Here is a 23,264-nt window from a genome sequence, read left to right as displayed (position 1 = left end):
CATGCGATTTTTCGTCGATCGCTGCAGCCCTTGTGGCGCGCGGCTTCGGTGAAAACGGGCGATTTGCTTATTCCTTGAAGGCCTATGCATAACGTCAAAGATTACTTTCAGTGATAAGCGTGCAAGCCCAATGATTAACCCCATCGACTACGCCGTGGGGGCTTCAAGAAGGGCGGGTTGATCGCTTTGGCTTGTAGAACGAAAGAGACCGCAGGGAGTTGAACAATGGGCAATGTCCAGACCGCCGCCAGCGCAGGGGATTTGCTGTGGCGGCATACGCCGAGTGGCGAACTGGTCGATCTTGGCCGGCCGCACCGGGTGCCGTTGGGGCAGTTGCGTTTGCAGCGAGCGCCCAAGGGTATTCTGAGTCGGCGCGAAACCCTTCTGCTCGGTGTGCTCGCGCTGTTGGTGCATGGCGCGGTGATTTACTGGGTCAGCCAGAAACCGACGCCGGTGCTGCCGGTCGTGCCGCCGGAAATTCCGCCGATGACCATCGAGTTTTCGCGTCCGGCTCCGCCAGCGCCGCCGGTTGTTGCGCCGCCACCACCGGCACCGGTGGTCGAACCGCCAGCGCCGGTGGAAGAGGAATTGGCGGTAAAACCGCCGCCGCCCAAGCCGATCGCCAAACCCAAACCAGTGGTGAAACCGCCGCCCAAACCGGCGCCGAAGGCAGTAGAGCAACCGCCTGCGCCAGCGAAACCGGCAGCCCCGGTCGCCGCGCCAGCGCCTCCTGCGCCACCAGCACCGGCGCCCGTTACGCCGGCTTCAGCTAACGCTGCGTATCTGAAAAACCCGGCTCCGGAATATCCGTCGCTGGCTCAGCGTCGCGGTTGGGAAGGCACGGTGTTGTTGCGCGTGCATGTGTTGGCCAGCGGCAAACCGGGCGAGATTCAGATTGCCAAAAGCAGTGGCCGCCAGCAGCTCGACGACGCCGCGCTCAACGCTGTGAAGCGCTGGAGCTTCGTCCCGGCCAAGCAGGGTGATGTCGCCCAGGACGGCTGGGTCAGCGTGCCTATCGATTTCAAGATTCATTAAACCGAAACCAAATTCGCGCGAAATGTTTACACGAGGGAACACATCATGACGTTACTGGCATCTCCACTGGAATCCATCGAAAGCGCGGTGATCTGGCTGCTGGTGGTTTTTTCCGTCGCCACCTGGGGCCTGGCGTTGCTCAAGGCCGTGCAGTTCGGTCGTTTGAAGGCGCAGGATCGGCGCTTTCATAAACGCTTCTGGGCGGCGTCGAGCCTGGATGCCGCCGCCGAGTTGAGCGAAACCCAGCCCGGCGCCGCAGCGCGGGTGGCGCAGGCCGGTTACGCGGCGATCCAGGTGGGCGAGGCGCCGCAGGCCAACGATCTGAGCCAGGCGATCAATCATCAGGATCGCCTTGAGCGTGCCTTGCGCCAGCAGATCGTCCGCGAACGGCGTTCGCTGGAAACCGGTCTGGCGGTTGTCGCGAGTATCGGCAGCACCTCGCCGTTCATTGGTCTGTTCGGCACGGTATGGGGAATCATGGAGGCCTTGAAAGGCATCAGCGCTGCCGGTTCGGCAAGCCTGGAGACAGTGGCCGGCCCGATCGGTGCGGCACTCGTCGCGACTGGCGTGGGGATCGCCGTCGCGGTGCCGGCGGTGCTGGTTTACAACTACTTTTTGCGCCGTCTGAAACTGACGGCGGCGGATCTCGACGATTTTGCCCACGACTTTTACAGCCTGGCGCAGAAGAGCGCGTTCCGCGTGCTGATCCACCCGACCGCGCACAAGGTGGCAGCGCCCGGCAACGCAGCAAAAGTGAAGGAGGCGTCCTGATATGGCCTTCTCCACGCAAGACACGGATGAGGTGCTCAGCGAGATCAACGTGACGCCGCTGGTGGATGTGATGCTGGTGCTGCTGGTGGTGTTTATCGTCACCGCGCCGCTGCTGACCAATGCGATACCGATCAACCTGCCGAAGACTGAAGCGGTGGCGCCGGTCGAGCAGAAGGATCCACTGGTGGTGAGCATCGACGGCGCCGGCAAGCTGTTTATCAACAAGGACGAGATTCAGCCGGACTTGCTGGAATTCAACCTCAAGTCGGCCAAGGCCAAGGACCCGGAAGTGCGCGTGCAATTGCAGGCCGATGACGGGGTGAATTACGGCGAAGTGGCGCGAGCCATGGCTTCGATCGAACGGGCAGGGATTACCAAATTGTCGGTGATCACCGCGCGGTGACAGATTTTCGTTTTTCCGGGGCCGTCTCCTTGGCAGGGTGCGGCCCTTTTTTTATTCGTTTTTTGCCCACGACACTCTCCAATGTGGGAGCGAGCCTGCTCGCGAAGGCGGCATTCTCCACAACATCAGCGTCGACTGATGCACCGCATTCGCGAGCAGGCTCGCTCCCACAGGATTCGCGCCTCATATGCATTATGGGTATTAATAAATAGCTTCTTATTCCTTAACGAATATAACTCTCATCCTTATACTCGACCCGGAACAGACACGCCGCAGGAGAGCTTCCCCATGCGCAATGAATCAATCCGTTACCTGATTGTGCCGGGCTGGCAGGGATCGCCAGAAGATCATTGGCAAAGCCATTGGCAGAACAGCCTGCCGAACAGCGCGCGGGTCGAGCAGGCCGATTGGCTGACGCCGCGCCGTGAGGACTGGGTCGCCGCGCTCGCCGAAGCGATTGCCGCCGACAGCACACCGGTGATCCTCATCGCTCACAGCCTGGGCTGCATCACCGTTGCTCACTGGGCGGCAACTGCGCCGCTGCAATACCTGCGTCAGGTGCGCGGGGCGTTGCTGGTCGCGCCGGCCGACGTCGAGCGTCCTGCCTGCGCGCCGGCACTGCGCAACTTCGCACCGATTCCGACGGATCTGTTGCCATTCCCCAGTCAAGTGGTCAGTTCCGACAACGACGCCGCCGTCAGCGCGCCGCGCGCATTGGAACTGGCGCGCAACTGGGGCGCGGAGGCGGGGATTCTTGCCGGGGCCGGGCACATCAACGTCAAGTCCGGGCATCAGCGCTGGGAGCAGGGGTTTGCCTACCTCTATCGCCTGCAAAACCGCTTGGAACACCACGCCCGCCGTCGCGCCTGACCTTTTTATTCAACGCCCCCGTCGGCTGGCGGTTTTGGGCGGGAGCCTGCCATGAGTTTCGAAACTTTCGGTCAGCCCTTGCTGACCTTTCCCGATGCGGAAAAAAGCCCCCTGAGCATTCGCGCCAAGGCGCTGGTATTTGTCGATCCGCGTTCACGGCAATTGCGCGAAGAACTCGAGCAACTGGCACCGCGTTCGATTTCAGTGTTGATTCGCGGTGAGACGGGCACCGGTAAAGAGCTGCTCGCCCGGCATATCCATCGCGCCAGTGACCGCAGCGGTCTGTTCGTTTCGGTGAACTGCGGCGCGATCAGCCCGACCTACGCCGACGCCGAACTGTTCGGCTACGCCGCCGGCAGCTACAGCGGTTCGGCCAGCAGCCGCGCCGGCTGGTTCGGTTCGGCCAACGGCGGCACCTTGTACCTGGATGAGATCGGCGACCTGCCGCTGCCGATCCAGATCAAATTGCTCGCCGCGCTGGAAAACCACGAAGTCACCCGTGTCGGAGCGCATCAGCCAAGCCCGGTGGATGTGCGCCTGGTCGCCGCAACCAGTATTGATCTGGCCCAGGCCGTGGATGCCGGAAAATTCCACGAGCGGCTCTATCACTACCTCAGCGAGGGTCATCTGGAGTTGCCGGCGTTGCGCGCGCGCACCGGCGACATCCTCTCGCTGGCCGAGTATTTCCTTGGCATCTACAGCCAGCGTCTCGACCTGCCCGTGCCGCTGATCAGCGAAGCCGCGCAGCATGTACTCGAACAGCACAGCTGGCCTGGCAACACCCGCGAGCTGGAAAACGTCATTCACTTCGCCCTGCTGGTCAGCACCGGTGACGAGATTCTGCCGGAACACCTGAACCTGCCCGACGCGTCTGCGCCGCAGGTTCAGATCGAACGTCTGGTAAGGCAGACGCACATCGGCGGCAGCGGTGCAGAGCGTAAGGCATTGAAAGAATGGCTGATTCAGTTGAGCGAGGCGGTGTGAGCCGTTTTCCTCAACATGAACAAAATGGAATATGAAGCTGAATAAACGTTATTGTCCGGGAATAAAAAATCCGGGTATTGTCCGCCTCACGCCAGCGATATCACTTCACTGGCACACGTATTAATGCCGTCGTCGATGACGACCGTGATTTTCGATAAGGACACTGCATGAAAAAGGTTCTGTTGTTTACCGCATTGGCGGCTGCGCTCACGGCTTCTTTCGCCAACGCCGGCGAGAAACTGGTGGTTGCCGCAACGCCGGTGCCTCACGCCGAAATCCTCGAGCTGATCAAGCCGACCCTGGCCAAAGAAGGCGTGGATCTGGAAATCAAAGTCTTCACCGACTACGTGCAGCCGAACGTACAGGTTGGCGAGAAGCGTCTGGACGCCAACTACTTCCAGACCAAGCCGTATCTGGACAGCTTCAACCAGGGTAAATACAAGGACGACAAGGCGAAGTATCTGGTGACCGTGCAGGGCGTTCACGTTGAACCGTTCGGTGGCTACTCGAGCAAGTACAAGACTCTGGCTGAACTGCCGGACGGCGCGACCATCGCCATCCCCAACGAAGGCAGCAACAGCGGCCGCGCCCTGATCCTGCTGCAAAAGGCCGGCCTGATCGAACTGAAAGATCCGAAGAACGCTCTGGCAACGCCGAAAGACATCGCCAAGAACCCGCACAACTTCAAGTTCAAGGAACTGGAATCGGCCCTGCTGCCGCGCGTGCTGAAAGAAGTTGATCTGGACATGATCAACACCAACTACGCGCTGGAAGCCAAGCTGAACCCGACCAAGGATGCGCTGGTGATCGAAGGCGCCGACTCGCCGTACGTGAACTTCCTGGTGGCCCGTGAGGACAACAAGAACAGCGACGCGATCCAGAAACTGGCCAAGGCCCTGACCAGCCCGGAAGTCAAAGCGTTCATCGAGAAGAAGTACAGCGGCGCGGTGCTGCCGGCATTCTGATCTGACTTGAGTGAACCTGCTTCAAAGGTAAAAACGCCGATGGCCAGTGATGGGCATCGGCGTTTTTGTGCGTGCGTTTCAAGCCGTTGAAAAGATCGTTCCCACGCTCTGCGTGGGAATGCCTCATCGGACGCTCCGCGTTCGGCCCTTAATGGGACGCGGAGCGTCCCGGGCTGCATTCCCACGCGGAGCGTGGGAACCATCAATCTTGCCGTTACCTCAGGCCACCTGCGCTTTCAACGCCCGGCGCAACGCCCTGAGCAATTTCACGATGTCCTGCGGATCCAGCCGCTGCGGCAGTTTTACGTCCATGTCTTTCTTCCTTGTGATGAATGGGCCGGAGAGTCTGGCCAAAAGCTGCGGTTCCTTGGAGGTCTTTCGTGAAAAAAAGATCCGTCCTACAGCGCAAAGAAAAATAGCCGTCTTATTCCTTCCCGGCAAACCCACAGGATAGTTTTTTGGGTGATATCAATATGCTTTAACGGTATTTAAATTCTTGTTTTTATACCTATAAAGTCAGTGCCTGCCGGACAGGTACCCGCTGTCCATGGATTGCATCACCGCCGCTTACCCTGCGGCGTCAGGACGCTTCATGACTTTCGACTACGCCTTTATCCTCAGCACTCTGCCGGCCTTTCTTAAAGCCGTCGGCGTGACGCTGCAGGTCGGACTGATCGCCATCGGCACTTCGCTGCTGGTCGCGCTGCTCAACGCGACGATTCTGGTGTTTCGCACGCCATACCTACAGAAAATGGTCGGCCTTTATGTAGAGCTGGCGCGCAACACGCCGTTGCTGATTCAGCTGTTCTTCGTCTACTTCGCGTTGCCGGCAGTGGCGATCCAGGTTTCCGGTTTCACTGCGGCAATCATCACCATGACTTTCCTTGGCGGCGCCTATCTCACCGAAGTGCTGCGCGCCGGCGTCGATGCGGTACCCCAGGCGCAACTGGAATCCGGACGGTCGATTGGCCTGTCTCACGGCCAGTTGCTGCGCTACGTGATCCTGCCGCAGGCGGGGATCCTCAGCTTGCCGTCGCTGTTCGCCAATTTCATTTTCCTGCTCAAGGAAACCACCGTGGTCTCGGCGGTAGCGGTGCCGGAAATCCTCTACACCACCAAGAGCTATATCGCGCTCTACTACAAAACCTACGAAATGCTCGCCGTGCTGACGCTGATCTGCGTGCTGCTGTTCTTGCCGCTATCGCTGTTGCTCAGCCGTCTGGAAAGGAGGCTCCAGCATGGCCAGTTCGGGTCTTGAATTGCTTTGGGTGTCGTTGCCGCAACTGGCGAAAGGCGCCGGTCAGACCTTGTCGATCTCATTTCTGAGCATCGCCATCAGCACCGTCGGCGGTGTGCTCTACGGTGTCCTGCGCACGTTGAACGTAACGTGGCTGAACGCGATTTTGCGCATCTATCTGGAGCTGTTCCGGGCGATACCGGTACTGGTCTGGTTGTACCTGCTGTTCTTCGGTCTGCCGATTTTCTTTGGACTCAGCCTGCCAAGTTTCTGGTGCGCGGTGCTGGTGCTGTCGCTGTGGGGCGCCAGCGAGGTTGGCGAGGTAGCGCGTGGTGCGCTGCATTCGTTGCCGCGCGGACAGCGTGAAGCGGGGCTGTCGATCGGCCTCAATGCAGCGCAACTGTATGGCTACGTGCTGCTGCCGCAAGCACTCAAGCGCATGACGCCGCCGACCATCAACGTCTACACGCGGATCATCAAGACCAGTTCGCTGGCGGTGCTGATCGGCGTCGTCGATGTGATCAAGGTCGGCCAACAGATCATCGAGCGCACCTACGAATCAGTACTGATTTACGGTGCGCTGTTCCTGTTTTTCTTTTTCATTTGCTACCCGCTCTCGGCCGCTTCGCGCGTGCTGGAGCGACGCTGGACGCAAGCATGAGTGCACTGATCGAGTTTCACGGTTTCAACAAATTCTATGGCGCCCAGCAGGTGCTCAATGGCGTCGATCTGCAAGTACAGAGCGGCGAAGTGGTGGTCATTCTCGGACCCAGCGGTTGCGGCAAAAGTACTTTGCTGCGTTGCCTCAATGGTCTGGAAGAGGCCCACAGCGGCAGCCTGAAATTCCTCGACCGAGAGCTGTTGGACAAGGCCACTGACTGGCGCGAAATCCGTCAGCAGATCGGCATGGTCTTCCAGAGCTATCACCTGTTCCCGCACATGAGCGTCCTGGACAATCTGCTGCTCGGCCCGCTCAAGGTGCAGAAGCGCCAGCGTCGCGAAGCACAACAGCAGGCCGAAGCCTTGCTTGAGCGTGTCGGCCTGCTGGACAAGCGCGATGCCTTTCCGCGTCAGCTCTCCGGCGGCCAGCAGCAACGCATCGCCATTGTTCGGTCGCTGTGCATGAACCCCCGCGTCATGCTCTTCGACGAAGTCACCGCCGCCCTCGACCCGGAAATGGTCAAGGAAGTACTGCAAGTCATTCAGGGTCTGGCCCGCGAAGGCATGACCTTATTGATCGTCACCCACGAAATGGCCTTCGCCCGCGCGGTGGCCGACCGCATCGTGTTCATGGATGCCGGACGCATCCTCGAACAGTCCCCACCCGAGATTTTCTTTACGAACCCGCAAACCGCACGCGCGCAGCAGTTTCTGGAGAAGTTCTCCTTCGTTGCCACATCGCCAGAAACGAATCCGAAAAAGGAACTGGAACTGCTATGAAAACTGCCGCTTTGTTATTGCCCCTGCTTAGCCTCGCCTTGCTTGCCGGTTGCGGTAAAACCGAAGAGCCACCAAAGCCGAAGGTCGCCAGCGAAAGCGCCGCACCCGCCGGTTATCTGGACAAGATCAAGGCCCGCGACAAATTGATCGTTGGTGTATTTACCGACAAGCCCCCGTTCGGTTTCGTCGATGAGGCCGGGCGCTACGTTGGCTTCGACACCGACATTGGCCGGCGCTTCGCCAAAGATCTGCTCGGCGATGAAAACAAGGTCGAGTTTGTTGCCGTCGAGCCGGCCAGTCGCATTCCGTTTTTGCAGAGCGACAAGGTCGACCTGATCCTCGCCAACATGACCGTCACCCCGGAGCGCAAGGAAGCGGTGGAATTCACCAACCCGAACCTCAAGGTCGCCGTGCAGGCACTGGTGCCGCAGGGCAGTTCGGTGAAGAAACTCAATGATCTGGCGACGCGCACCACGATTGTCACCACCGGCACCACCGCGGATATCTGGCTGACCAAAAACCATCCGGACTGGAAACTGCTCAAGTTCGAAAAGAACTCCGAGTCGCTGCAAGCCTTGGCCAATGGTCGTGGCGATGCCTATGCGCAGGACAATCTGGTGCTGTTCAGCTGGGCCAAGCAGAACCCGGGGTATCGCGTGCTTGAAGAAAAGCTCGGAGCCGAGGCGCCGATTGCGCCGGCCGTGAAAAAGGGCAATCTCGAGTTGCGTGACTGGGTCAACAGCGAGCTGGCCAAATTGGGCGAGGAGAAATACCTGCTCAAGCTGTATGACCAATATGTGCGCAAAGAGCTGAGCGATGACACCCGCCCTGAGAGTGTGATTGTTGAAGGGGGCAAGTGGCAGGGGTGATTGCCTGTTGATCGTTCCCACGCAGGGCGTGGGAACGATCGAATGGGCTAGTCTGGCCAATGCCACGCCGGCTCATCCAGCACCCGCTGCCCGACAATGCCGGTCTGCCCCAGCGTCTTCTCCAGCACGATGCAATTGCATTCCGGGTCTTCCTGCAACGCCGAGATCAATCGCCGCGCGTGCGACACCACCCACACCTGACACTGCTCCGAAGCGCGGATGATCAGCCGTGCCAGCGCCGGCAGCAGGTCCGGGTGCAGGCTGGTTTCCGGTTCGTTGAGCACCATCAGCGATGGCGGTCGTGGGGTCAGCAGGGCGGCGATCAGCAGCAGATAACGCAAGGTGCCGTCCGACAGTTCTGCCGCTGACAGCGGTCGCAACAAGCCTTCCTGATAAAACTCGATAGCGAAACGGCCGCCGGCCAACGGCGCAATGTTCAGGCGCGCGCCGGGAAAGGCATCGCTGACCGCTGCGGTGAGTGCTTGCGGATCGCCAATCTCGATAATCGTTTGCAAGGCTGCCGCCAGATCGCGGCCGTCGTGGTGCAGCACGGGGGTGCGTGTGCCCAGTTGCGGCTGACGCACCGGCGCGTCGGCATCGCTGCGAAAGTGATCATAAAAGCGCCAGCGCCGGATGAATTCGCGCATCTGGAACACTTCCGGCGAGCTGCGCAGATTGCCGACCTGATCGAACAGGCTGTCGAAGTTCGGCGTGTGTTGCGCCAGCACATCCCACGCGCGACCTTCGCGGGCGCGGATCATCGGGCCGTTGCGGTCGACCAGCAGGCTCGCCGGGCGAAACACCGGGCCGGCCCAGATGCACTCACGCTTGATTTCCGGGTCGAGGGCAAAGCATGAAGTGCTCGGCTCCGGCAGGCCCAGGCCGATGGCGTAGCTGAAGTTCTCGCCGGCGAATCCCAGGCGCAACCTTTTCACGCCATGGCGCACGGTCGGCTCGATCGCCACCTCACCGTTGCGCATGCGTCGACTGATGGTTTCCGGTCCGGCCCAGAACGTGGAGTCCAGCCCGCCTTCACGCGCTAACGCGTTGACCACGCCGCCCTGCGCGGTTTCGGCCAGCAGGCGCAAGGCGCGGTAGAGGTTGGACTTGCCGCTGCCGTTGGGCCCGGTAATCAGGTTCAGGCGCCCGAGCGGAATCACCAGTTTGTTGATCGAGCGGTAATTGGCCACGGCCAAGGTATGAAGCATGGAATTCCCTCTCTTCGGCAGCTTCCACACGGAAATGTTGTGATCGCTCAGGCGAACGTTGAACCCTGTTCTAAGCTCACAGTCGTATCGTCACTTGCACGTTCGTACACAGGAAGGAGTCTGCATGGCAAGTCCCGGAATGAAAACAGCGGTCATGCTGAGTCTGTTCACTTTGCTCACCGCTTGCGGCGACAAGAAACCTGCTCAGGAATACCTGCCGCGGGTTTTTGTCCAAGAGGTCGAGCCGGCCAACTACGCCGCCGCGGTGACCCTTACCGGTGATGTGCAGGCGCGAGTGCAGACGCAATTGTCGTTCCGCGTCGGCGGCAAGATCATCCAGCGCATGGTCGATGTCGGCGACCGCGTAACCGCCAAACAGGTGCTGGCCAAACTCGATCCGAAAGATCTGCAAACCAACGTCGATTCCGCTCAAGCCCAGGTCGTCGCTGAACAGGCCCGCGTAAAACAAGCGGCGGCCGCTTTCGTGCGTCAGCAAAAACTCTTGCCCAAGGGCTACACCAGCCAGAGCGAATACGATTCGGCGCAAGCGGCGCTACGCAGCAGCCAGAGCGCATTGAGCGCGGCGCAGGCGCAATTGGCCAACGCCAGGGACCAGCTCAGCTACACCTCGCTGATCGCCGATGCGCCGGGCGTGATCACCGAACGCCAGGCCGAAGTCGGCCAGGTGGTGCAGGCCACCGCGCCGATTTTCAGCCTCGCCCGCGACGGCGACCGCGACGCGGTGTTCAATGTCTACGAATCGCTGCTGGCCGAGCGGCCGTCCGATCGCTCGATCGTGGTCAGCCTGCTCGACAACCCCGAGATCAAAACCACCGGCACCGTGCGTGAGATCACGCCATCGGTGTCGGCGCAATCGGGCACCGTGCAGGTCAAGGTCAGCCTCGACAAGCTGCCGCCGGGCATGCAGCTCGGTTCGGTGGTCAGTGCCACCGCCAAGGGCACCGGCAAATCGGCGGTGGAATTGCCCTGGTCGGCGCTGACGAAAAACATCAGCGACCCGGCGGTGTGGCTGGTCGATGACAAGGGTGAGGCGCAGTTGCATACCGTCACGGTCGGTCGTTACCTGACCGGCAAAGTGATCATCAGCGAAGGCCTCAAGGGCGGTGAGAAAGTCATCGTCGCTGGCGGTCAGTTGCTGCACCCCGGCATGAAAGTCGAGATTGCCGAAAACACCTACAAGGATCTGCAGCCGGGAGCGCAGCCATGAAGCGCCTGGGACTGTTGTGCATGGCGCTGCTGCTGGGCGCCTGCTCGGAAAAGGAAACGCCGCCGGAACCGGTACGGCCGGTGCTGTCGGTCACGGTCAAAGCGCTGAATGAAGAAAGCCTCGGGCGCTTTGCGGGGAGCATTCAGGCGCGCTATGAAAGCAACACCGGTTTCCGCGTCGGCGGACGCATCGCCAGCCGTAACGTCGATGTCGGCGCCGAGGTGCAGAAGGGCACCCTGCTCGCCACCCTCGATCCGTCCGATCAGCAGAACCAGTTGCGTTCGGCCCAGGGCGATCTGGCGAGGATCCAGGCGCAACTGATCAACGCCCAGGCCAATGCACGTCGGCAGCAAGCGCTGTTTGATCGCGGCGTCGGTGCGCAGGCGCAACTGGACGTTGCCAACACGGACCTGAAAACCACCCAGGCTTCGCTCGATCAGGCCCGTGCAGCGGTCAGCCAGAGCAAGGATCAGTTGAGCTACACCGAGCTACGCTCTGATCACAAAGCCGTGGTCACCGCGTGGAACGCCGAGGCCGGGCAAGTGGTGACGGCCGGGCAACAAGTGGTGACGCTGGCGCAACCGGACATCAAGGAAGCGGTGATCGATTTGCCCGATACCCTGGTCGATCAGTTGCCCAGCGACGTGGTGTTCTCGGTGGCTGCGCAACTCGACCCGAGCATCAACACCACGGCAATCATCCGCGAGATCGAACCCCAGGCTCAAAGCGCCACGCGCACCCGCCGCGCACGCCTGACCCTGTCGGATACGCCGGACGGTTTCCGCCTCGGCACCGCGATTAGCGTGACCCTCAGCTCGGCAATCAAGCCGCGCATCGAACTGCCGCTGACTGCGTTGCAGGAAGTCGATGGCAAAACCCGAATCTGGGTGATCGACACGCAGAACAAAACCGTAAACCCCCGCGACGTCAGCGTGGTCAGCCGTGGCGACAACAGCGTGGTGCTGGCCGGCGGTGTGCAAAACGGCGAGCGCGTGGTCAGCGCCGGCGTCAACAGTCTCAAACCCGGACAATCGGTAAAACTTGACGAGGACAGTCAATGAAAGGCTCTTTCAACCTCTCCGAATGGGCCCTCAAGCACCAGTCTTTCGTGTGGTACCTGATGTTTGTCGGGTTGCTGATGGGTGTTTTCTCCTACTTCAATCTGGGCCGCGAAGAAGACCCGTCGTTCACCATCAAAACCATGGTGATCCAGACCAAATGGCCGGGCGCGACCCAGGAAGAAACCCTCAAGCAGGTCACCGACCGCATCGAGAAAAAACTCGAAGAGCTCGATTCCCTCGACTACGTGAAAAGCTACACGCGCCCCGGCGAATCGACGGTGTACGTGTATCTGCGCGACACCACCAGCGCCAAGGACATCCCGGAAATCTGGTACCAGGTGCGCAAGAAGATCGACGACATTCGCGGCCAGTTTCCCCAGGGCATTCAGGGGCCGGGATTCAACGATGAATTCGGCGACGTGTACGGCTCGGTCTACGCCTTCACCGCCGACGGCCTGACCATGCGCCAGTTGCGCGATTATGTGGAGCAGGCGCGCGCAGAAATCCGCAACGTGCCGGGGCTGGGCAAGATCGAAATGGTCGGCCAGCAGGACGAAACGATTTACCTGAATTTCTCCACCCGCAAACTGGCCGCGCTGGGCATCGATCAGCGTCAGGTGGTGCAGAGCCTGCAATCGCAGAACGCCGTGACCCCGGCCGGGGTGATCGAGGCGGGACCTGAACGGATTTCCGTGCGCACATCGGGGCAATTCGCTTCGGAGAAAGACCTGGCTGAGGTCAATCTCAAACTCAATGACCGTTTCTATCGCCTCGCCGACATTGCTGACATCAGCCGTGGCTACGTCGACCCGGCGACGCCGGAATTCCGTTTCGACGGCAAACCGGCAATCGGCCTGGCGATTGCCATGCAGAAGGGCGGCAACGTTCAGGAATTCGGCAAAGCACTGCACGAGCGCATCGACCAGCTCACCGCTGACTTGCCGGTTGGGGTCGGTGTGCATACGGTTTCCGATCAGGCGGTGGTGGTGGAAGAGGCCGTCGGCGGTTTCACCAGCGCGCTGTTCGAAGCGGTCATCATCGTGCTGGTGGTGAGTTTCATCAGCCTCGGCGTGCGCGCTGGTCTGGTGGTGGCCTGCTCGATTCCGCTGGTGCTGGCGATGGTCTTTGTGTTCATGGAATACAGCGGCATCACCATGCAGCGGATTTCCCTCGGCGCGCTGATCATCGCCCTCGGTCTGCTGGTGGACGACGCGATGATCACCGTGGAAATGATGGTTACGCGCCTGGAAATGGGCGAGAGCAAGGAGCAGGCGGCGACGTTCGCCTACACCTCGACGGCGTTCCCGATGCTCACCGGTACGCTGGTGACCGTCGCCGGTTTCGTGCCTATCGGCCTCAACGCCAGTTCGGCGGGTGAATACACCTTCACGCTGTTTGCAGTGATCGCCGTGGCGATGATCGTCTCGTGGGTGGTGGCGGTGTTCTTCGCGCCGGTGATTGGCGTACACATCCTCAGCGACAAGGTGAAGGCCCATGACGCCGAGCCGGGTCGCGTCGGCCGGGCGTTCAACGGCGGGCTTCTATGGGCCATGCGCAATCGCTGGTGGGCGATCGGCGTCACCGTGCTGTTGTTCGTGCTGGCGGTGTTCTGCATGCGTTTCGTGCAGAACCAGTTCTTCCCGGCATCCGACCGCCCGGAAATCCTGGTCGACCTGAACCTGCCACAAAACGCCTCGATCGATGAAACCCGCAAAGCGGTGGACAAGCTCGAAGCGACCCTCAAGGGCGATCCGGACATCGTGCGCTGGAGCACCTATATCGGTCAGGGCGCGATCCGTTTCTACCTGCCGCTGGACCAGCAATTGCAAAACCCGTACTACGCGCAACTGGTGATCGTCAGTAAGGATTTCGAAGCCCGCGAGGCCCTGAGTCAGCGCTTGCGCGAGCGCCTGCACAAAGACTTCGTCGGCATCGGCAGCTACGTGCAGGCCCTGGAAATGGGCCCGCCAGTGGGGCGTCCGATTCAGTATCGGGTCAGCGGCAAAGATGTCGATCAGGTACGCAAACACGCCATCGATCTGGCAACCGAGCTGGACAAGAACCCGCACATCGGCGAGATCATTTACGACTGGAACGAGCCCGGCAAAGTCCTGCGCATCGACATCGCTCAGGACAAGGCGCGGCAACTCGGGTTGTCCTCCGAAGACGTGGCGAATTTGATGAACAGCATTGTCAGCGGTTCGCCGTTGACCCAGGTCGATGACGACATCTACCTCATCAATGTGGTCGGTCGCGCGGTGGACTCCGAACGCGGCACCCCGGAAACCCTGCAGAACCTGCAGATCGTTACGCCGAGCGGCACCTCGATTCCGCTGCTGGCGTTCGCCACCGTGCGCTATGAACTGGAGCAGCCGCTGGTGTGGCGTCGCGATCGCTTGCCGACCATCACCATCAAGGCCTCGGTGCGCGACGAGATTCAGCCGACCGATCTGGTGAAACTGCTCAAGCCCTCAATCGATGCTTTTGCCTCGAAACTGCCGGTCGGCTACAAGGTCGCCACCGGCGGTACGGTCGAGGAAAGCGGCAAGGCCCAGGGGCCGATTGCCAAGGTGCTGCCGCTGATGCTGTTCCTCATGGCGACGTTCCTGATGATCCAGTTGCACAGCGTGCAGAAGATGTTCCTGGTCGCCAGTGTCGCGCCGCTGGGGCTGATCGGCGTGGTCCTGGCGCTGGTGCCGACCGGCACGCCGATGGGCTTTGTGGCGATCCTCGGGATTCTCGCGCTGATCGGTATCATCATCCGCAACTCGGTGATTCTGGTGACGCAGATTGATGAGTTCGAGCAGAAAGGCTACGCGCCATGGGACGCGGTGGTCGAAGCCACCGAACACCGACGCCGGCCGATCCTGCTGACCGCAGCGGCGGCGAGCATGGGCATGATCCCGATTGCCCGCGAAGTGTTCTGGGGGCCGATGGCCTACGCAATGATTGGCGGCATCGTGGTGGCGACGCTGTTGACGCTGCTGTTTCTGCCGGCGCTGTATGTGGCCTGGTACAAGATTCGCGAGCCTGAAAAAGAATCTTCCTGAAGCAAGAACCAGAGATCGCAGCCAACGGCAGCCCCTACAGGGAAACGCATTCCAGCGTAGGAGCTGCCGAAGGCTGCGATCTTTTGATCTTCAATCAACTCGACGCCACACGCTCGCCAGCCATGGCTGCTGCTCACGCGGCAACCCGGCGGGGCGGTAGTAATGCTCAAGTTCGACAAAACCTGCCGCCGTCAGCAACCCGCGCCAGGCTTCCAGATCGTGATACGAGCCGTATCGCGGCCCGTTCCAGCCTTCACGGTTGTCCCCGCGCGGATTGGAACTGAACAGCACGCCACCTGGTTTCAAGGTGCCGTGCAGTTGCCGTAGCACTTGCGGCAACACCTGCAACGGCACATGAAACAGCACCGCATTGGCAAAGACCCCGTCGAAGCGCTCGGCCGGCAGATCAAGCTTGAGAAAGTCCTGCTGCCAGACTTCGCAACCGCTGTCCTCGCGGGCCATGCGCGCGAATTCCTGTGAGCCATCGAGGCCGATCGCGACGTGGCCCATGCGCGTGAAGGTTTGCAAATCCCGGCCCGGCCCGCAGCCGAAATCAAGAATCGTGAAAGGCGCTTCACCGTGAATGTGCCGTAGCAGGGCCCCGATGTTCTGGCTGACATCGTGGTCGCGAGTGCCTTCACGGAAATCCTCGGCCACCGAGTTGTAGTGACCGAGGGTAGTGGCGGTGATCTGTTCGAGGTCGCTGGGCGTCTGCTTCATGATCGATGCTGTATTGGCAATGTGAGGTCGGACTATAAGCTTTTTCACCGGCAAAAAAACGCCGCCTGCGCTGGCGCCAGCGCAGGCGGCGATGGGTGCCGGGGCGTCAGTGCTGCTTCGCCCCCAGGCAATCGATCGAACGGTCCATCATCGCCTTGGCCATTTCCAGCAGGTGCCAGACCGAGAACACCATGGCCCGATCCGCGCCCCCGAGCTGGTCACCGCATTGATGGACGGTCACCGATGCGCAGCGCAACAGGTCGGCGACATATAATTGGGCGTCCTCCAGCGTCACATCTTCGCTGATGCTGTAGACGCGTTTCTGTCCCGCCAACGTGACCTGAGTGCCGGCCAGATGCGAGTCAACGGCGCGGCACAATGCAGAGCGATCCTTGAGCAAATCCTCGGTGAACCGCTTGCTGGAAGTAAGGCTGAGTGGCGGATCGGTGAGATTTTTTTCCATGGGTAAACTCCTGACATCAAGTGGGAGCCAACCATTTCGCGACTAAACGAGCAGGACGGCGGCTGCACGCAGATCAGTCGCCGGCCGCCGGTTATCGATGCACCCGAAAGTGCCCTGCACACAGCCAACATCGGACAGCTAAAGCCTCTGCCGAGGTCAGGCCTGACTGTACGCCCAGCGAATCCGGACAACTGAATCCGGTCACCGCAAAACAGTGACGACCGGAGATTAGCTACCGGATATTTCGGGTACAAGCAGGCAAATTATTCTAGGAATCGTCCTGCAAACCCGCGTGGTTCGGGCTGGCGAAACGCTAAAAACCGTGTAGGAGACATCTGATTTTCACTAAGGGCGATGCCGAAAATAGTGCGATCACATGGGGCTGGTTGATGGCCACCTGCCGCTATCGACCTTAGCGCTTATTCAGCCCTCGCGCCAGCCTGTCGCCACCCAACTGAATCACCGCCACCAACGCCACCAGCAAGACAATCACCGTCAACATGATCTGGCTGTCGAAACGCTGATAGCCGTAGCGATAAGCGATATCCCCCAACCCACCGGCACCAATCGCGCCAGCCATCGCCGACGAATTGATCATTGTCACCAGCGTAATGGTGAAACCCCCGACAATTCCCGGCAGCGCCTCGGGCAACAGCACATGCCAGACGATATGCCAGCGCCGGCAGCCCATGGCCTGCGCGGCTTCGATCAGGCCATGATCGACCTCACGCAAACTCACTTCGGCGATCCGCGCGAAGAAGGGTGTTGCGGCGATTGTCAGCGGAACCACCGCGGCCCACACGCCGTAGGTGGTGCCGACGATCAGGCGGGTGAACGGAATCAGCGCGACCATCAGAATCAGGAACGGGATCGAGCGGAACAGATTGACGAAGGCGCCCAGCGCACGGTTCAACAGCGGCGCTTCGTAGATCCCGCCCTTGTCGCTGGTGACCAGAATCACCGCCATGGGAATCCCCACCAGCAGCGCGATCAGCGACGACACGCCCACCATCAGGAAGGTGTCGATAAAACCCTGCAGCAAGCGATCAAACCACATAGCCCAATACCTCCACTCGTTGCGCCCATTGCCCGGCGCGTTCGAGCAATTGCTCGGCGCTGAACGCCGAGCCGCTGACGGCCAGTAAAAGCTGCCCCAGCGCATGCCCCTGAATCCTTTCCACGCCGCCCTGAAGCAGCTTCACTCGGCCACCCAACGCCGCAAACAATGCGGCCAGATCCGGCTCATCAGCGGCACTGCCGGTGAACTGCAAACGCAACACCACAGCGGCATCTGACGCCGTGGATTGCGCCTGCAAACGGCTTTGCAATTCTTCCGGCAAGGCGTGTTGCAGCGGTGCGAGCAGGGTCTGGCTGACTGCGTGTTGCGGATTGCCGAACACTTGCCACACCGGGCCTTGCTCGACCACATGGCCGTGTTCGAGCACGACGACGCGATCGCAGATCTCGCGAATCACCGCCATTTCGTGAGTGATCAGCACAATGGTCAGGCCCAGGCGTTTGTTGATCTCGCGCAGCAGGCCGAGGATCGACTGCGTGGTTTCCGGGTCGAGCGCCGATGTCGCTTCATCGCAGAGCAGGATGTCTGGGTCATGCACCAGCGCGCGGGCGATGCCGACACGCTGTTTCTGTCCGCCGGAGAGTTGCGCCGGGTACGCCTTGTGCTTGCCTTGCAGGCCGACCAGTTCGAGCAGTTCGCGAACCTTGTTGTCGCGCTGTTCCTTGGGCACGCCGGCGACTTTCAGCGGCAACTCGACGTTCTGCCAGACGGTCTTGGCCGACATCAGATTGAAGTGCTGGAAGATCATGCCGATACGCCGGCGCAGAGCGACGAGGCGGTTTTCATCGAACTCGCCGATATCGACCTGATCGATCAACACCCGCCCCGACGTTGGCTGTTCCAAGCGATTGATCGTACGAATCAACGACGACTTGCCGGCGCCGCTGCGGCCGATGATGCCAAACACTTCACCACGCTGAATCGCCAGGTCGATGCCCTGCAAAGCCGCGACCGGACCTTGCCGACCGTTGTAGGTTTTGCCCACGCCAATAAAGCGTACGTGAGCGCGATTCAACCCGGGATGCAGCTCGGTTTTTTCAGCAGTGTGTGGCTCTGGAAGCTCCAGTCGCCGTTGGATCGCCGCAGTCATGCTCAGCTCTCCCAACCGGCCTGATAGAGCTTGCCGTGGGCCTTGTCCAGTGCCGCGCGAACGGCCGGCGAATGCTGATAGATGTCGACGAACTTGATCAGGCGCGGGTCGGTTTTGCTCTTCGGCTGGATGACGAACTGGATCACGTATTCCTTGTGATCGAGACCGTCAAACAGCAGCGCCGAGCCGGCATCGAAGGTCTTCGCCAAGCGAATATAAGCTGGATAACCCTGGACCAGATCGGCGTCGTCATAGGCGCGCACCAGCTGCACGGCTTCGACCTGCAGGATCTTGATCTTCTTCGGATTGGCGACGATATCGTCCTCGGTGGCTTTGTAGCCGACGCCCGGTTTCAGGGTGATCAACCCGGCCTTGGCGAGCAATTGCAGACCGCGACCGCTGTTGATCGGGTCATTGGCGATGGCCACGCTGGCGCCTTCGGGCAGTTCATCGAAGCTTTTGTATTTCTTCGAATACAGACCGACGTTGTTGATGATTCCCGGGGCGAACGGCACCAGGTCGAAACCGGAGGCGGCCTTGGCGTTTTCCAGAAACGGAATGTGCTGGAAGTAATTCACGTCGATGTCGCCAGCGGCGAGGCTGACGTTGGGCGCGATCCAGTCGGTGAATTCCACCAGCTCGACTTTCAAGCCCTGTTTGGAGGCCTCATCGACGGCGGCTTCCAGCGGAATCGCAAACGCGGCAGTGGTGCCGATTTTCAGCGGCGCATCGGCAGCGAACACTGCCGAGCTGAACAGGCCGAAGGCCAGGGCCAGTGCTTTGACTGGGTGGGACAGGATTTTTTTGGTCATGATGGTTTTTCCAGTCAGTGCATGAGTTTGTGGTGCCGGGGAGGGCCTCTTCGCGAGCAGGCTCGCTCCCACAGGGGTACGCATTTCAAATGTGGGAGCGAGCCTGCTCGCGAAGCTTCTGATGCCTGTACGAAGATCCACTGTGTTGCTCAGGCAGCTGTGGCCCAGCGTGAAACAGCTTCTCGCGCAGCGTGCCGCCGTCATATGCGGTCTTGTACGAGCCGCGTCGCTGCAGTTCGGGAATCACCAGTTCGATGAAATCGACATAGCTTTCCGGGGTAACGATGCGGGTCAGGTTGAAGCCGTCCAGACCGGTTTCGGCGATCCACGCTTCCAGCTCATTCGCCACTTGCTCGGGCGAGCCAACCACGGTGATGTAACGGCCACCGAGGGCGTGCTGGTCAAGCAATTTGCGTCGGGTCCAGTCGTTGTTCTGCAGGTTTTTCGTTGCCGATTGAATGGCGTTGCTCTTCACGTACTGGATCGGCTCATCGATTTCGTACTGGGCAAAGTCGATGCCGGTGGAGGCGGAAAAATGCGCCACGCCGGCCTCGGCACTGGCGTAGCTGAGGTACTCGGCATGCTTGGCCCACGCCGCCTCTTCAGTGGCGCCGACGATGACGTTGAGGCCCATGAACACCTTGATGTCTTCAGGGTTACGCCCGGCCTCGACGGCACTGGCGCGGACCTTGTCGACCTGTACTTTGGTCGACGGTTTGTTCTGGCCACTGATGAATACGCACTCGGCATGACGCCCGGCGAATATCAAGCCGCGGTCGGAACTGCCGGCTTGAAACAGCACCGGCGTACGCTGTGGCGAAGGTTCGCAGAGGTGGTAGCCCTCGACCTGATAGAACTCGCCCTGGTGCTCGACCTTGTGCACTTTTTCCGGTTGCGCATAGATGCGCCGCTCGCGGTCGTTGAGCACCGCGTCGTTCTCCCAACTGCCTTCCCAAAGCTTGTACAACACCTGCAGATACTCTTCGGCCTGGTCGTAGCGGCGGTCATGTTCGACCTGTTCGCGCAGACCCATGGCCTTGGCGGCGCTGTCCAGGTATCCGGTGACGATGTTCCAGCCGACTCGTCCGCGACTCAGATGATCGAGCGTCGACATGCGCCGGGCGAACAGATACGGCGGTTCGTAAGTGAGATTGGCCGTCAGGCCAAAGCCGAGGTTTTTGGTGACAGCGGCCATTGCTGAAACCAGCAGCAGCGGATCGTTGACCGGCAACTGAATTGACTCTTTCAGCGTGACGTCCACCGAGTTCTGGTAGACGTCGTAGACGCCGACGATATCAGCGATGAACAAGCCATCGAACAGACCGCGCTCAAGCAACTGCGCCAGTTCGGTCCAGTACTCGATCGTGTTGTAGCGGGTCGAGGTGTCGCGCGGATGCGTCCACAGGCCATGATTGATATGGCCGATGCAGTTCATGTTGAACGCGTTGAGCAGAATCTTCTTTTTCGCAGCGCTCATCAGATCGTCCCCCGCAGCGGAGGGTTTTCATTGTTGAGGTAGTAATTGCCTACTGCGTGATATTTCCAGCGCACCGGGTCGTGCAGGGTGTGCACGCGAGCGTTGCGCCAGTGGCGGTCGAGGCCGTGCTCGCTCAGGGTGGCCTGGCTGCCGGCGAGTTCGAACAGCGTGCTGCCAGCGGCGAGGGAGATTTCTGTGCTGATCGCTCGCGCTTCGGCGACCGCGATCGAGGCGGCGGCGACGGTTTCGGCGTTGGTTTCGGCTTGCGCGGCATCAAGAAATTCGCCGGCACGTTCGAGCAAGGCTTCGGTGGCATGCAGGCGGATGCTCAGGTGGCCGAAGCTTTTCAACGTCAGCGGGTCTTCGGTGGCTTTGTCGTTGCCGGAATCGATCCATGGGCGGGTCTTGCTGCGCACGAAATGCAGGGCGTCTTCGTAAGCGGCGCGGGCGATGCCGGTGTCGATGGCGGCGTGGAGAATCTGCGCCAGCGGGCCGACCGGGGTCGGGCGCTCGAAAGCGCTCTGGAACGGCATCACGTCTTCCGCCGCTACATACACATCTTCGAACACTACCGAGCCGCTGCCGGTGGTGCGCTGGCCGAAGCCGCTCCAGTCGTCGATCACCGTCAGGCCCTTGCTTTCGCGCGGGACGAAGGCCAGTTGCTGTACGCCGTTTTCATCGACCACCGACGTTGGAATGCGCTGCGCGTAAATCGCCCCGGTCGAGTAGAACTTGCGACCGTTGATGCGATAACCAGCGCCGTCGCGTTTGAGACTAGTGACGCGGTCGTGAGCGGTTTTGGTGCCCAGTTCCGCCAGCGCATTGCCGAAGCGTTGGCCTGCGAGCACCTCGGCGTACAGCCGCTGTTTCTGTTCGTCGCTGCCATTCACGCGCAGCACTTCCAGTGCGTAGAAATGGTTCTGCGGAATCTGCCCGAGCGAGCCGTCGGCCTGGGCGATCAGCGCGATGACTTTGGCCAGGGTGACATTGGATACGCCCGCGCCGCCGTATTCTTTCGGCACGCTGATGCCCCACAGGCCGGAGCGGGAAAACACTTCCAGCTCTGCCAATGGCAGGCGGCGTTCGCGGTCGCGGATCGCGCTGTCGCGTTTGAAGTCTTCGGCCAGATCGCTGGCAACGATCAGGGCTTGCTCATCGCTGGTGATGACCGCGACGTGATGGGAAAGCGTCATGTTTTTCCTCCAGATGTCTGGTCGTCTCAGATCCAGGAATGGCGAGCCGGTAAAGTGCCGTTGAGGCGATAGGCGCCGACCGCGTGATACTTCCAGCGCACCGGGTCGTGCAGGGTGTGCACGCGGGCGTTGCGCCAGTGACGGTCGAGATTGAATTCGGCGAGGGTCGCGCGGCTGCCGGCCAGTTCGAAGAGCTTTTCGCTGGCCAGCAGCGAAATCTCGGTGGTCAGCACTTTTGCTTCGGCCACGGCGATCGAAGCGCGGGCGGCGGCTTCGGCAGTCAGCGGTGCGGCGTGGACCTGATCGAGCACTTGCCCTGCCTTGCGCAGCAGCGCTTCGGCGGCGTGCAGTTCGATTTTCAATTTGCCGATATCGGCGATCACGTAGAGGTCATCGCTGGCGCGCTCGACCTTGGCGTCGATCCATGGCCGCGCGCGGGTTTTGACGAAGTCGATGGCGTCGTCGATAGCACCACGGGCGATGCCGGCGTCGATCGCCGCTTGAATCAGCTGCGACACTGCACCTTGGGTGTTCGGCTTGTCGTTGATCTTCCAGTTGTCGATGACCAGGCTCGACTCGACGCGTACGTTGTTCAGCAGGATCGTGCCGCTGGCAGTAGTGCGCTGGCCGAAGCCCGACCAGTCATCGACGATGCGCAAACCCGGCGTGCCGCGACGGACGAAGGCCAGTACTTGCTTGCCGTCATCATTGAGCGCTTTCACCGCGACCCAATGCGCAAACAGCGCGCCGGTGGAGTAGAACTTCTGGCCGTTGATCACGTAGTCATCGCCGTCGGCGGTGATTCGCGCTTTCAGTTGCAGAGTATTTTTTGTGCCGCGTTCCGGGCCGGCATTACCGATGCGCCAGCCTTCCAGAACACTCTGGAACAATTGCTTTTTCTGCGCTTCGGTGGCGCTGCCGAGCACCAGATTGATGATGCCGAACTGGTTCTGCGGAATCTGCCCGAGCGCCGGGTCGGCGGCGGAAATGATCGCGAAGACTTCGGCCAGCGTGACGAAGGAAACCTGCGGGCCGCCGTACTCACGCGGGATCGCAATGCTGCCGAGGCCGCTGCGGGTGAACTGTTCGATTTCCGACCATGGCAGTTTGCGTTGGCGGTCGCGTTTGGCCGCCTGCACGCGGGCGACTTGCGCCAGCTCATGGGCGGCCTTGATGGCTTGAGCATCGTTGCGCAACACTTGCGCGGGCAACAACAGCGGGGCGATGTCCTGATCGGACTGCAGATTCGCATCTGCCAGACTGGACATCAGTGCCGCTCCCTGGCTGCACGCAATGCCCTGGCGATCTGC

22 protein-coding genes are annotated in these 23,264 nt (G+C 60.7%); 13 read left to right on the top strand and 9 right to left on the bottom strand.

Features of this window, described 5'->3' with window-relative positions; all coding sequences use genetic code 11:
* The first annotated feature begins 225 nt into the window (after positions 1-225).
* From ACMYUN_RS13675 to ACMYUN_RS13630, 10 genes are all read left to right on the top strand, one after another.
* A complete protein-coding gene (locus tag ACMYUN_RS13675; protein WP_415760877.1) occupies positions 226-1,035 on the top strand; it encodes an energy transducer TonB in 810 nt (269 codons plus the stop codon).
* A gap of 45 nt (positions 1,036-1,080) precedes the next feature.
* Positions 1,081-1,806 (top strand): MotA/TolQ/ExbB proton channel family protein, encoded by a 726-nt coding sequence (locus ACMYUN_RS13670; RefSeq protein ID WP_129998361.1) that lies wholly within the window; start codon positions 1,081-1,083, stop codon positions 1,804-1,806.
* Between the two features lies 1 nt (position 1,807).
* On the top strand, positions 1,808-2,209 hold the full coding sequence (locus ACMYUN_RS13665) for an ExbD/TolR family protein (RefSeq protein WP_007972930.1): 402 nt from the start codon (positions 1,808-1,810) through the stop codon (positions 2,207-2,209).
* Positions 2,210-2,497: 288 nt separating this feature from the next.
* Positions 2,498-3,079 carry an alpha/beta hydrolase gene (locus ACMYUN_RS13660; protein ID WP_007918704.1) on the top strand — a complete coding sequence of 194 codons (582 nt, stop codon included), beginning with the start codon at positions 2,498-2,500 and terminating at the stop codon, positions 3,077-3,079.
* A gap of 51 nt (positions 3,080-3,130) precedes the next feature.
* Entirely contained in the window at positions 3,131-4,063 is a 933-nt protein-coding gene (locus ACMYUN_RS13655; protein WP_415760876.1) for a sigma 54-interacting transcriptional regulator, read from the top strand.
* A 167-nt stretch (positions 4,064-4,230) separates the two neighbouring features.
* Complete coding sequence (locus ACMYUN_RS13650) at positions 4,231-5,028, top strand: MetQ/NlpA family ABC transporter substrate-binding protein (RefSeq protein ID WP_039756381.1); 798 nt, start codon at positions 4,231-4,233, stop codon at positions 5,026-5,028.
* A 592-nt stretch (positions 5,029-5,620) separates the two neighbouring features.
* On the top strand, positions 5,621-6,286 hold the full coding sequence (locus ACMYUN_RS13645) for an amino acid ABC transporter permease (RefSeq protein ID WP_415760875.1): 666 nt from the start codon (positions 5,621-5,623) through the stop codon (positions 6,284-6,286).
* A complete protein-coding gene (locus ACMYUN_RS13640) occupies positions 6,267-6,926 on the top strand; it encodes an amino acid ABC transporter permease (protein ID WP_039756385.1) in 660 nt (219 codons plus the stop codon). The genes ACMYUN_RS13645 and ACMYUN_RS13640 overlap by 20 nt, the downstream gene beginning before the upstream one ends.
* Positions 6,923-7,705 (top strand): amino acid ABC transporter ATP-binding protein, encoded by a 783-nt coding sequence (locus tag ACMYUN_RS13635; protein ID WP_415760874.1) that lies wholly within the window; start codon positions 6,923-6,925, stop codon positions 7,703-7,705. The genes ACMYUN_RS13640 and ACMYUN_RS13635 overlap by 4 nt, the downstream gene beginning before the upstream one ends.
* The gene (locus ACMYUN_RS13630) at positions 7,702-8,574 is read left to right on the top strand and encodes a transporter substrate-binding domain-containing protein (RefSeq protein ID WP_415760873.1); all 873 of its coding nucleotides are present in this window, start codon (positions 7,702-7,704) and stop codon (positions 8,572-8,574) included. The genes ACMYUN_RS13635 and ACMYUN_RS13630 overlap by 4 nt, the downstream gene beginning before the upstream one ends.
* A gap of 47 nt (positions 8,575-8,621) precedes the next feature.
* Here the strand turns inward: ACMYUN_RS13630 and ACMYUN_RS13625 are convergent, their stop codons facing one another.
* Entirely contained in the window at positions 8,622-9,782 is a 1,161-nt protein-coding gene (locus ACMYUN_RS13625; protein WP_415760872.1) for an AAA family ATPase, read from the bottom strand.
* A 124-nt stretch (positions 9,783-9,906) separates the two neighbouring features.
* On the opposite strand from ACMYUN_RS13625, the gene ACMYUN_RS13620 reads away from it, so the two are divergent.
* Genes ACMYUN_RS13620 through ACMYUN_RS13610 form a run of 3 tightly spaced genes read left to right on the top strand, consistent with a single transcriptional unit; the run spans position 9,907 to position 15,121 of the window.
* On the top strand, positions 9,907-11,010 hold the full coding sequence (locus ACMYUN_RS13620; RefSeq protein ID WP_039756391.1) for an efflux RND transporter periplasmic adaptor subunit: 1,104 nt from the start codon (positions 9,907-9,909) through the stop codon (positions 11,008-11,010).
* The gene (locus ACMYUN_RS13615; protein ID WP_039756393.1) at positions 11,007-12,071 is read left to right on the top strand and encodes an efflux RND transporter periplasmic adaptor subunit; all 1,065 of its coding nucleotides are present in this window, start codon (positions 11,007-11,009) and stop codon (positions 12,069-12,071) included. The genes ACMYUN_RS13620 and ACMYUN_RS13615 overlap by 4 nt, the downstream gene beginning before the upstream one ends.
* On the top strand, positions 12,068-15,121 hold the full coding sequence (locus ACMYUN_RS13610) for an efflux RND transporter permease subunit (protein WP_415760871.1): 3,054 nt from the start codon (positions 12,068-12,070) through the stop codon (positions 15,119-15,121). The genes ACMYUN_RS13615 and ACMYUN_RS13610 overlap by 4 nt, the downstream gene beginning before the upstream one ends.
* A 90-nt stretch (positions 15,122-15,211) precedes the next feature.
* Here ACMYUN_RS13610 and ACMYUN_RS13605 read toward each other — a convergent pair whose 3' ends face one another.
* The 8 genes from ACMYUN_RS13605 to ACMYUN_RS13570 all read right to left on the bottom strand — a co-directional run bounded on the left by ACMYUN_RS13605 (position 15,212) and on the right by ACMYUN_RS13570 (position 23,222).
* Complete coding sequence (locus ACMYUN_RS13605) at positions 15,212-15,841, bottom strand: class I SAM-dependent methyltransferase (RefSeq protein ID WP_415760870.1); 630 nt, start codon at positions 15,839-15,841, stop codon at positions 15,212-15,214.
* A gap of 106 nt (positions 15,842-15,947) precedes the next feature.
* Positions 15,948-16,304, bottom strand: coding sequence for a DUF6124 family protein (locus ACMYUN_RS13600; protein ID WP_039756398.1), 357 nt, complete (start codon positions 16,302-16,304; stop codon positions 15,948-15,950).
* Between the two features lie 412 nt (positions 16,305-16,716).
* Positions 16,717-17,361 (bottom strand): methionine ABC transporter permease, encoded by a 645-nt coding sequence (locus tag ACMYUN_RS13595; RefSeq protein ID WP_039756400.1) that lies wholly within the window; start codon positions 17,359-17,361, stop codon positions 16,717-16,719.
* A complete protein-coding gene (locus ACMYUN_RS13590; protein ID WP_415760869.1) occupies positions 17,351-18,472 on the bottom strand; it encodes a methionine ABC transporter ATP-binding protein in 1,122 nt (373 codons plus the stop codon). The genes ACMYUN_RS13595 and ACMYUN_RS13590 overlap by 11 nt, the downstream gene beginning before the upstream one ends.
* A 2-nt stretch (positions 18,473-18,474) precedes the next feature.
* Positions 18,475-19,284, bottom strand: coding sequence for a MetQ/NlpA family ABC transporter substrate-binding protein (locus ACMYUN_RS13585; protein ID WP_415760868.1), 810 nt, complete (start codon positions 19,282-19,284; stop codon positions 18,475-18,477).
* 85 nt (positions 19,285-19,369) lie between these two features.
* Complete coding sequence (locus ACMYUN_RS13580) at positions 19,370-20,761, bottom strand: LLM class flavin-dependent oxidoreductase (RefSeq protein WP_415760867.1); 1,392 nt, start codon at positions 20,759-20,761, stop codon at positions 19,370-19,372.
* Entirely contained in the window at positions 20,761-21,954 is a 1,194-nt protein-coding gene (locus tag ACMYUN_RS13575) for an SfnB family sulfur acquisition oxidoreductase (RefSeq protein WP_415760866.1), read from the bottom strand. The genes ACMYUN_RS13580 and ACMYUN_RS13575 overlap by 1 nt, the downstream gene beginning before the upstream one ends.
* A 26-nt stretch (positions 21,955-21,980) precedes the next feature.
* Positions 21,981-23,222 carry an SfnB family sulfur acquisition oxidoreductase gene (locus tag ACMYUN_RS13570; RefSeq protein WP_415760865.1) on the bottom strand — a complete coding sequence of 414 codons (1,242 nt, stop codon included), beginning with the start codon at positions 23,220-23,222 and terminating at the stop codon, positions 21,981-21,983.
* Positions 23,223-23,264 lie beyond the last annotated feature (42 nt).

The organism is Pseudomonas sp. CP4, from assembly GCF_047758505.1.
GTDB lineage: Bacteria > Pseudomonadota > Gammaproteobacteria > Pseudomonadales > Pseudomonadaceae > Aquipseudomonas > Aquipseudomonas fluorescens_AO.
The sequence above is the reverse complement of the archived record's forward strand: the minus strand, read 5'-3'. Positions and strand labels throughout refer to the sequence as shown.

Bases quoted from the DNA above. Each gene is read 5' to 3' on its own strand.
- ACMYUN_RS13630 (WP_415760873.1), top strand. From the start codon at position 7,702: ATGAAAACTGCCGCTTTGTTATTGCCCCTGCTTAGCCTCGCCTTGCTT.
- ACMYUN_RS13575 (WP_415760866.1), bottom strand. From the start codon at position 21,954: ATGACGCTTTCCCATCACGTCGCGGTCATCACCAGCGATGAGCAAGCC.
- ACMYUN_RS13625 (WP_415760872.1), bottom strand. From the start codon at position 9,782: ATGCTTCATACCTTGGCCGTGGCCAATTACCGCTCGATCAACAAACTG.
- ACMYUN_RS13665 (WP_007972930.1), top strand. From the start codon at position 1,808: ATGGCCTTCTCCACGCAAGACACGGATGAGGTGCTCAGCGAGATCAAC.
- ACMYUN_RS13605 (WP_415760870.1), bottom strand. From the start codon at position 15,841: ATGAAGCAGACGCCCAGCGACCTCGAACAGATCACCGCCACTACCCTC.
- ACMYUN_RS13600 (WP_039756398.1), bottom strand. From the start codon at position 16,304: ATGGAAAAAAATCTCACCGATCCGCCACTCAGCCTTACTTCCAGCAAG.
- ACMYUN_RS13595 (WP_039756400.1), bottom strand. From the start codon at position 17,361: ATGTGGTTTGATCGCTTGCTGCAGGGTTTTATCGACACCTTCCTGATG.
- ACMYUN_RS13650 (WP_039756381.1), top strand. From the start codon at position 4,231: ATGAAAAAGGTTCTGTTGTTTACCGCATTGGCGGCTGCGCTCACGGCT.
- ACMYUN_RS13585 (WP_415760868.1), bottom strand. From the start codon at position 19,284: ATGACCAAAAAAATCCTGTCCCACCCAGTCAAAGCACTGGCCCTGGCC.
- ACMYUN_RS13610 (WP_415760871.1), top strand. From the start codon at position 12,068: ATGAAAGGCTCTTTCAACCTCTCCGAATGGGCCCTCAAGCACCAGTCT.
- ACMYUN_RS13580 (WP_415760867.1), bottom strand. From the start codon at position 20,761: ATGAGCGCTGCGAAAAAGAAGATTCTGCTCAACGCGTTCAACATGAAC.
- ACMYUN_RS13660 (WP_007918704.1), top strand. From the start codon at position 2,498: ATGCGCAATGAATCAATCCGTTACCTGATTGTGCCGGGCTGGCAGGGA.
- ACMYUN_RS13620 (WP_039756391.1), top strand. From the start codon at position 9,907: ATGGCAAGTCCCGGAATGAAAACAGCGGTCATGCTGAGTCTGTTCACT.
- ACMYUN_RS13655 (WP_415760876.1), top strand. From the start codon at position 3,131: ATGAGTTTCGAAACTTTCGGTCAGCCCTTGCTGACCTTTCCCGATGCG.
- ACMYUN_RS13670 (WP_129998361.1), top strand. From the start codon at position 1,081: ATGACGTTACTGGCATCTCCACTGGAATCCATCGAAAGCGCGGTGATC.
- ACMYUN_RS13570 (WP_415760865.1), bottom strand. From the start codon at position 23,222: ATGTCCAGTCTGGCAGATGCGAATCTGCAGTCCGATCAGGACATCGCC.
- ACMYUN_RS13675 (WP_415760877.1), top strand. From the start codon at position 226: ATGGGCAATGTCCAGACCGCCGCCAGCGCAGGGGATTTGCTGTGGCGG.
- ACMYUN_RS13590 (WP_415760869.1), bottom strand. From the start codon at position 18,472: ATGACTGCGGCGATCCAACGGCGACTGGAGCTTCCAGAGCCACACACT.
- ACMYUN_RS13640 (WP_039756385.1), top strand. From the start codon at position 6,267: ATGGCCAGTTCGGGTCTTGAATTGCTTTGGGTGTCGTTGCCGCAACTG.
- ACMYUN_RS13635 (WP_415760874.1), top strand. From the start codon at position 6,923: ATGAGTGCACTGATCGAGTTTCACGGTTTCAACAAATTCTATGGCGCC.
- ACMYUN_RS13615 (WP_039756393.1), top strand. From the start codon at position 11,007: ATGAAGCGCCTGGGACTGTTGTGCATGGCGCTGCTGCTGGGCGCCTGC.
- ACMYUN_RS13645 (WP_415760875.1), top strand. From the start codon at position 5,621: ATGACTTTCGACTACGCCTTTATCCTCAGCACTCTGCCGGCCTTTCTT.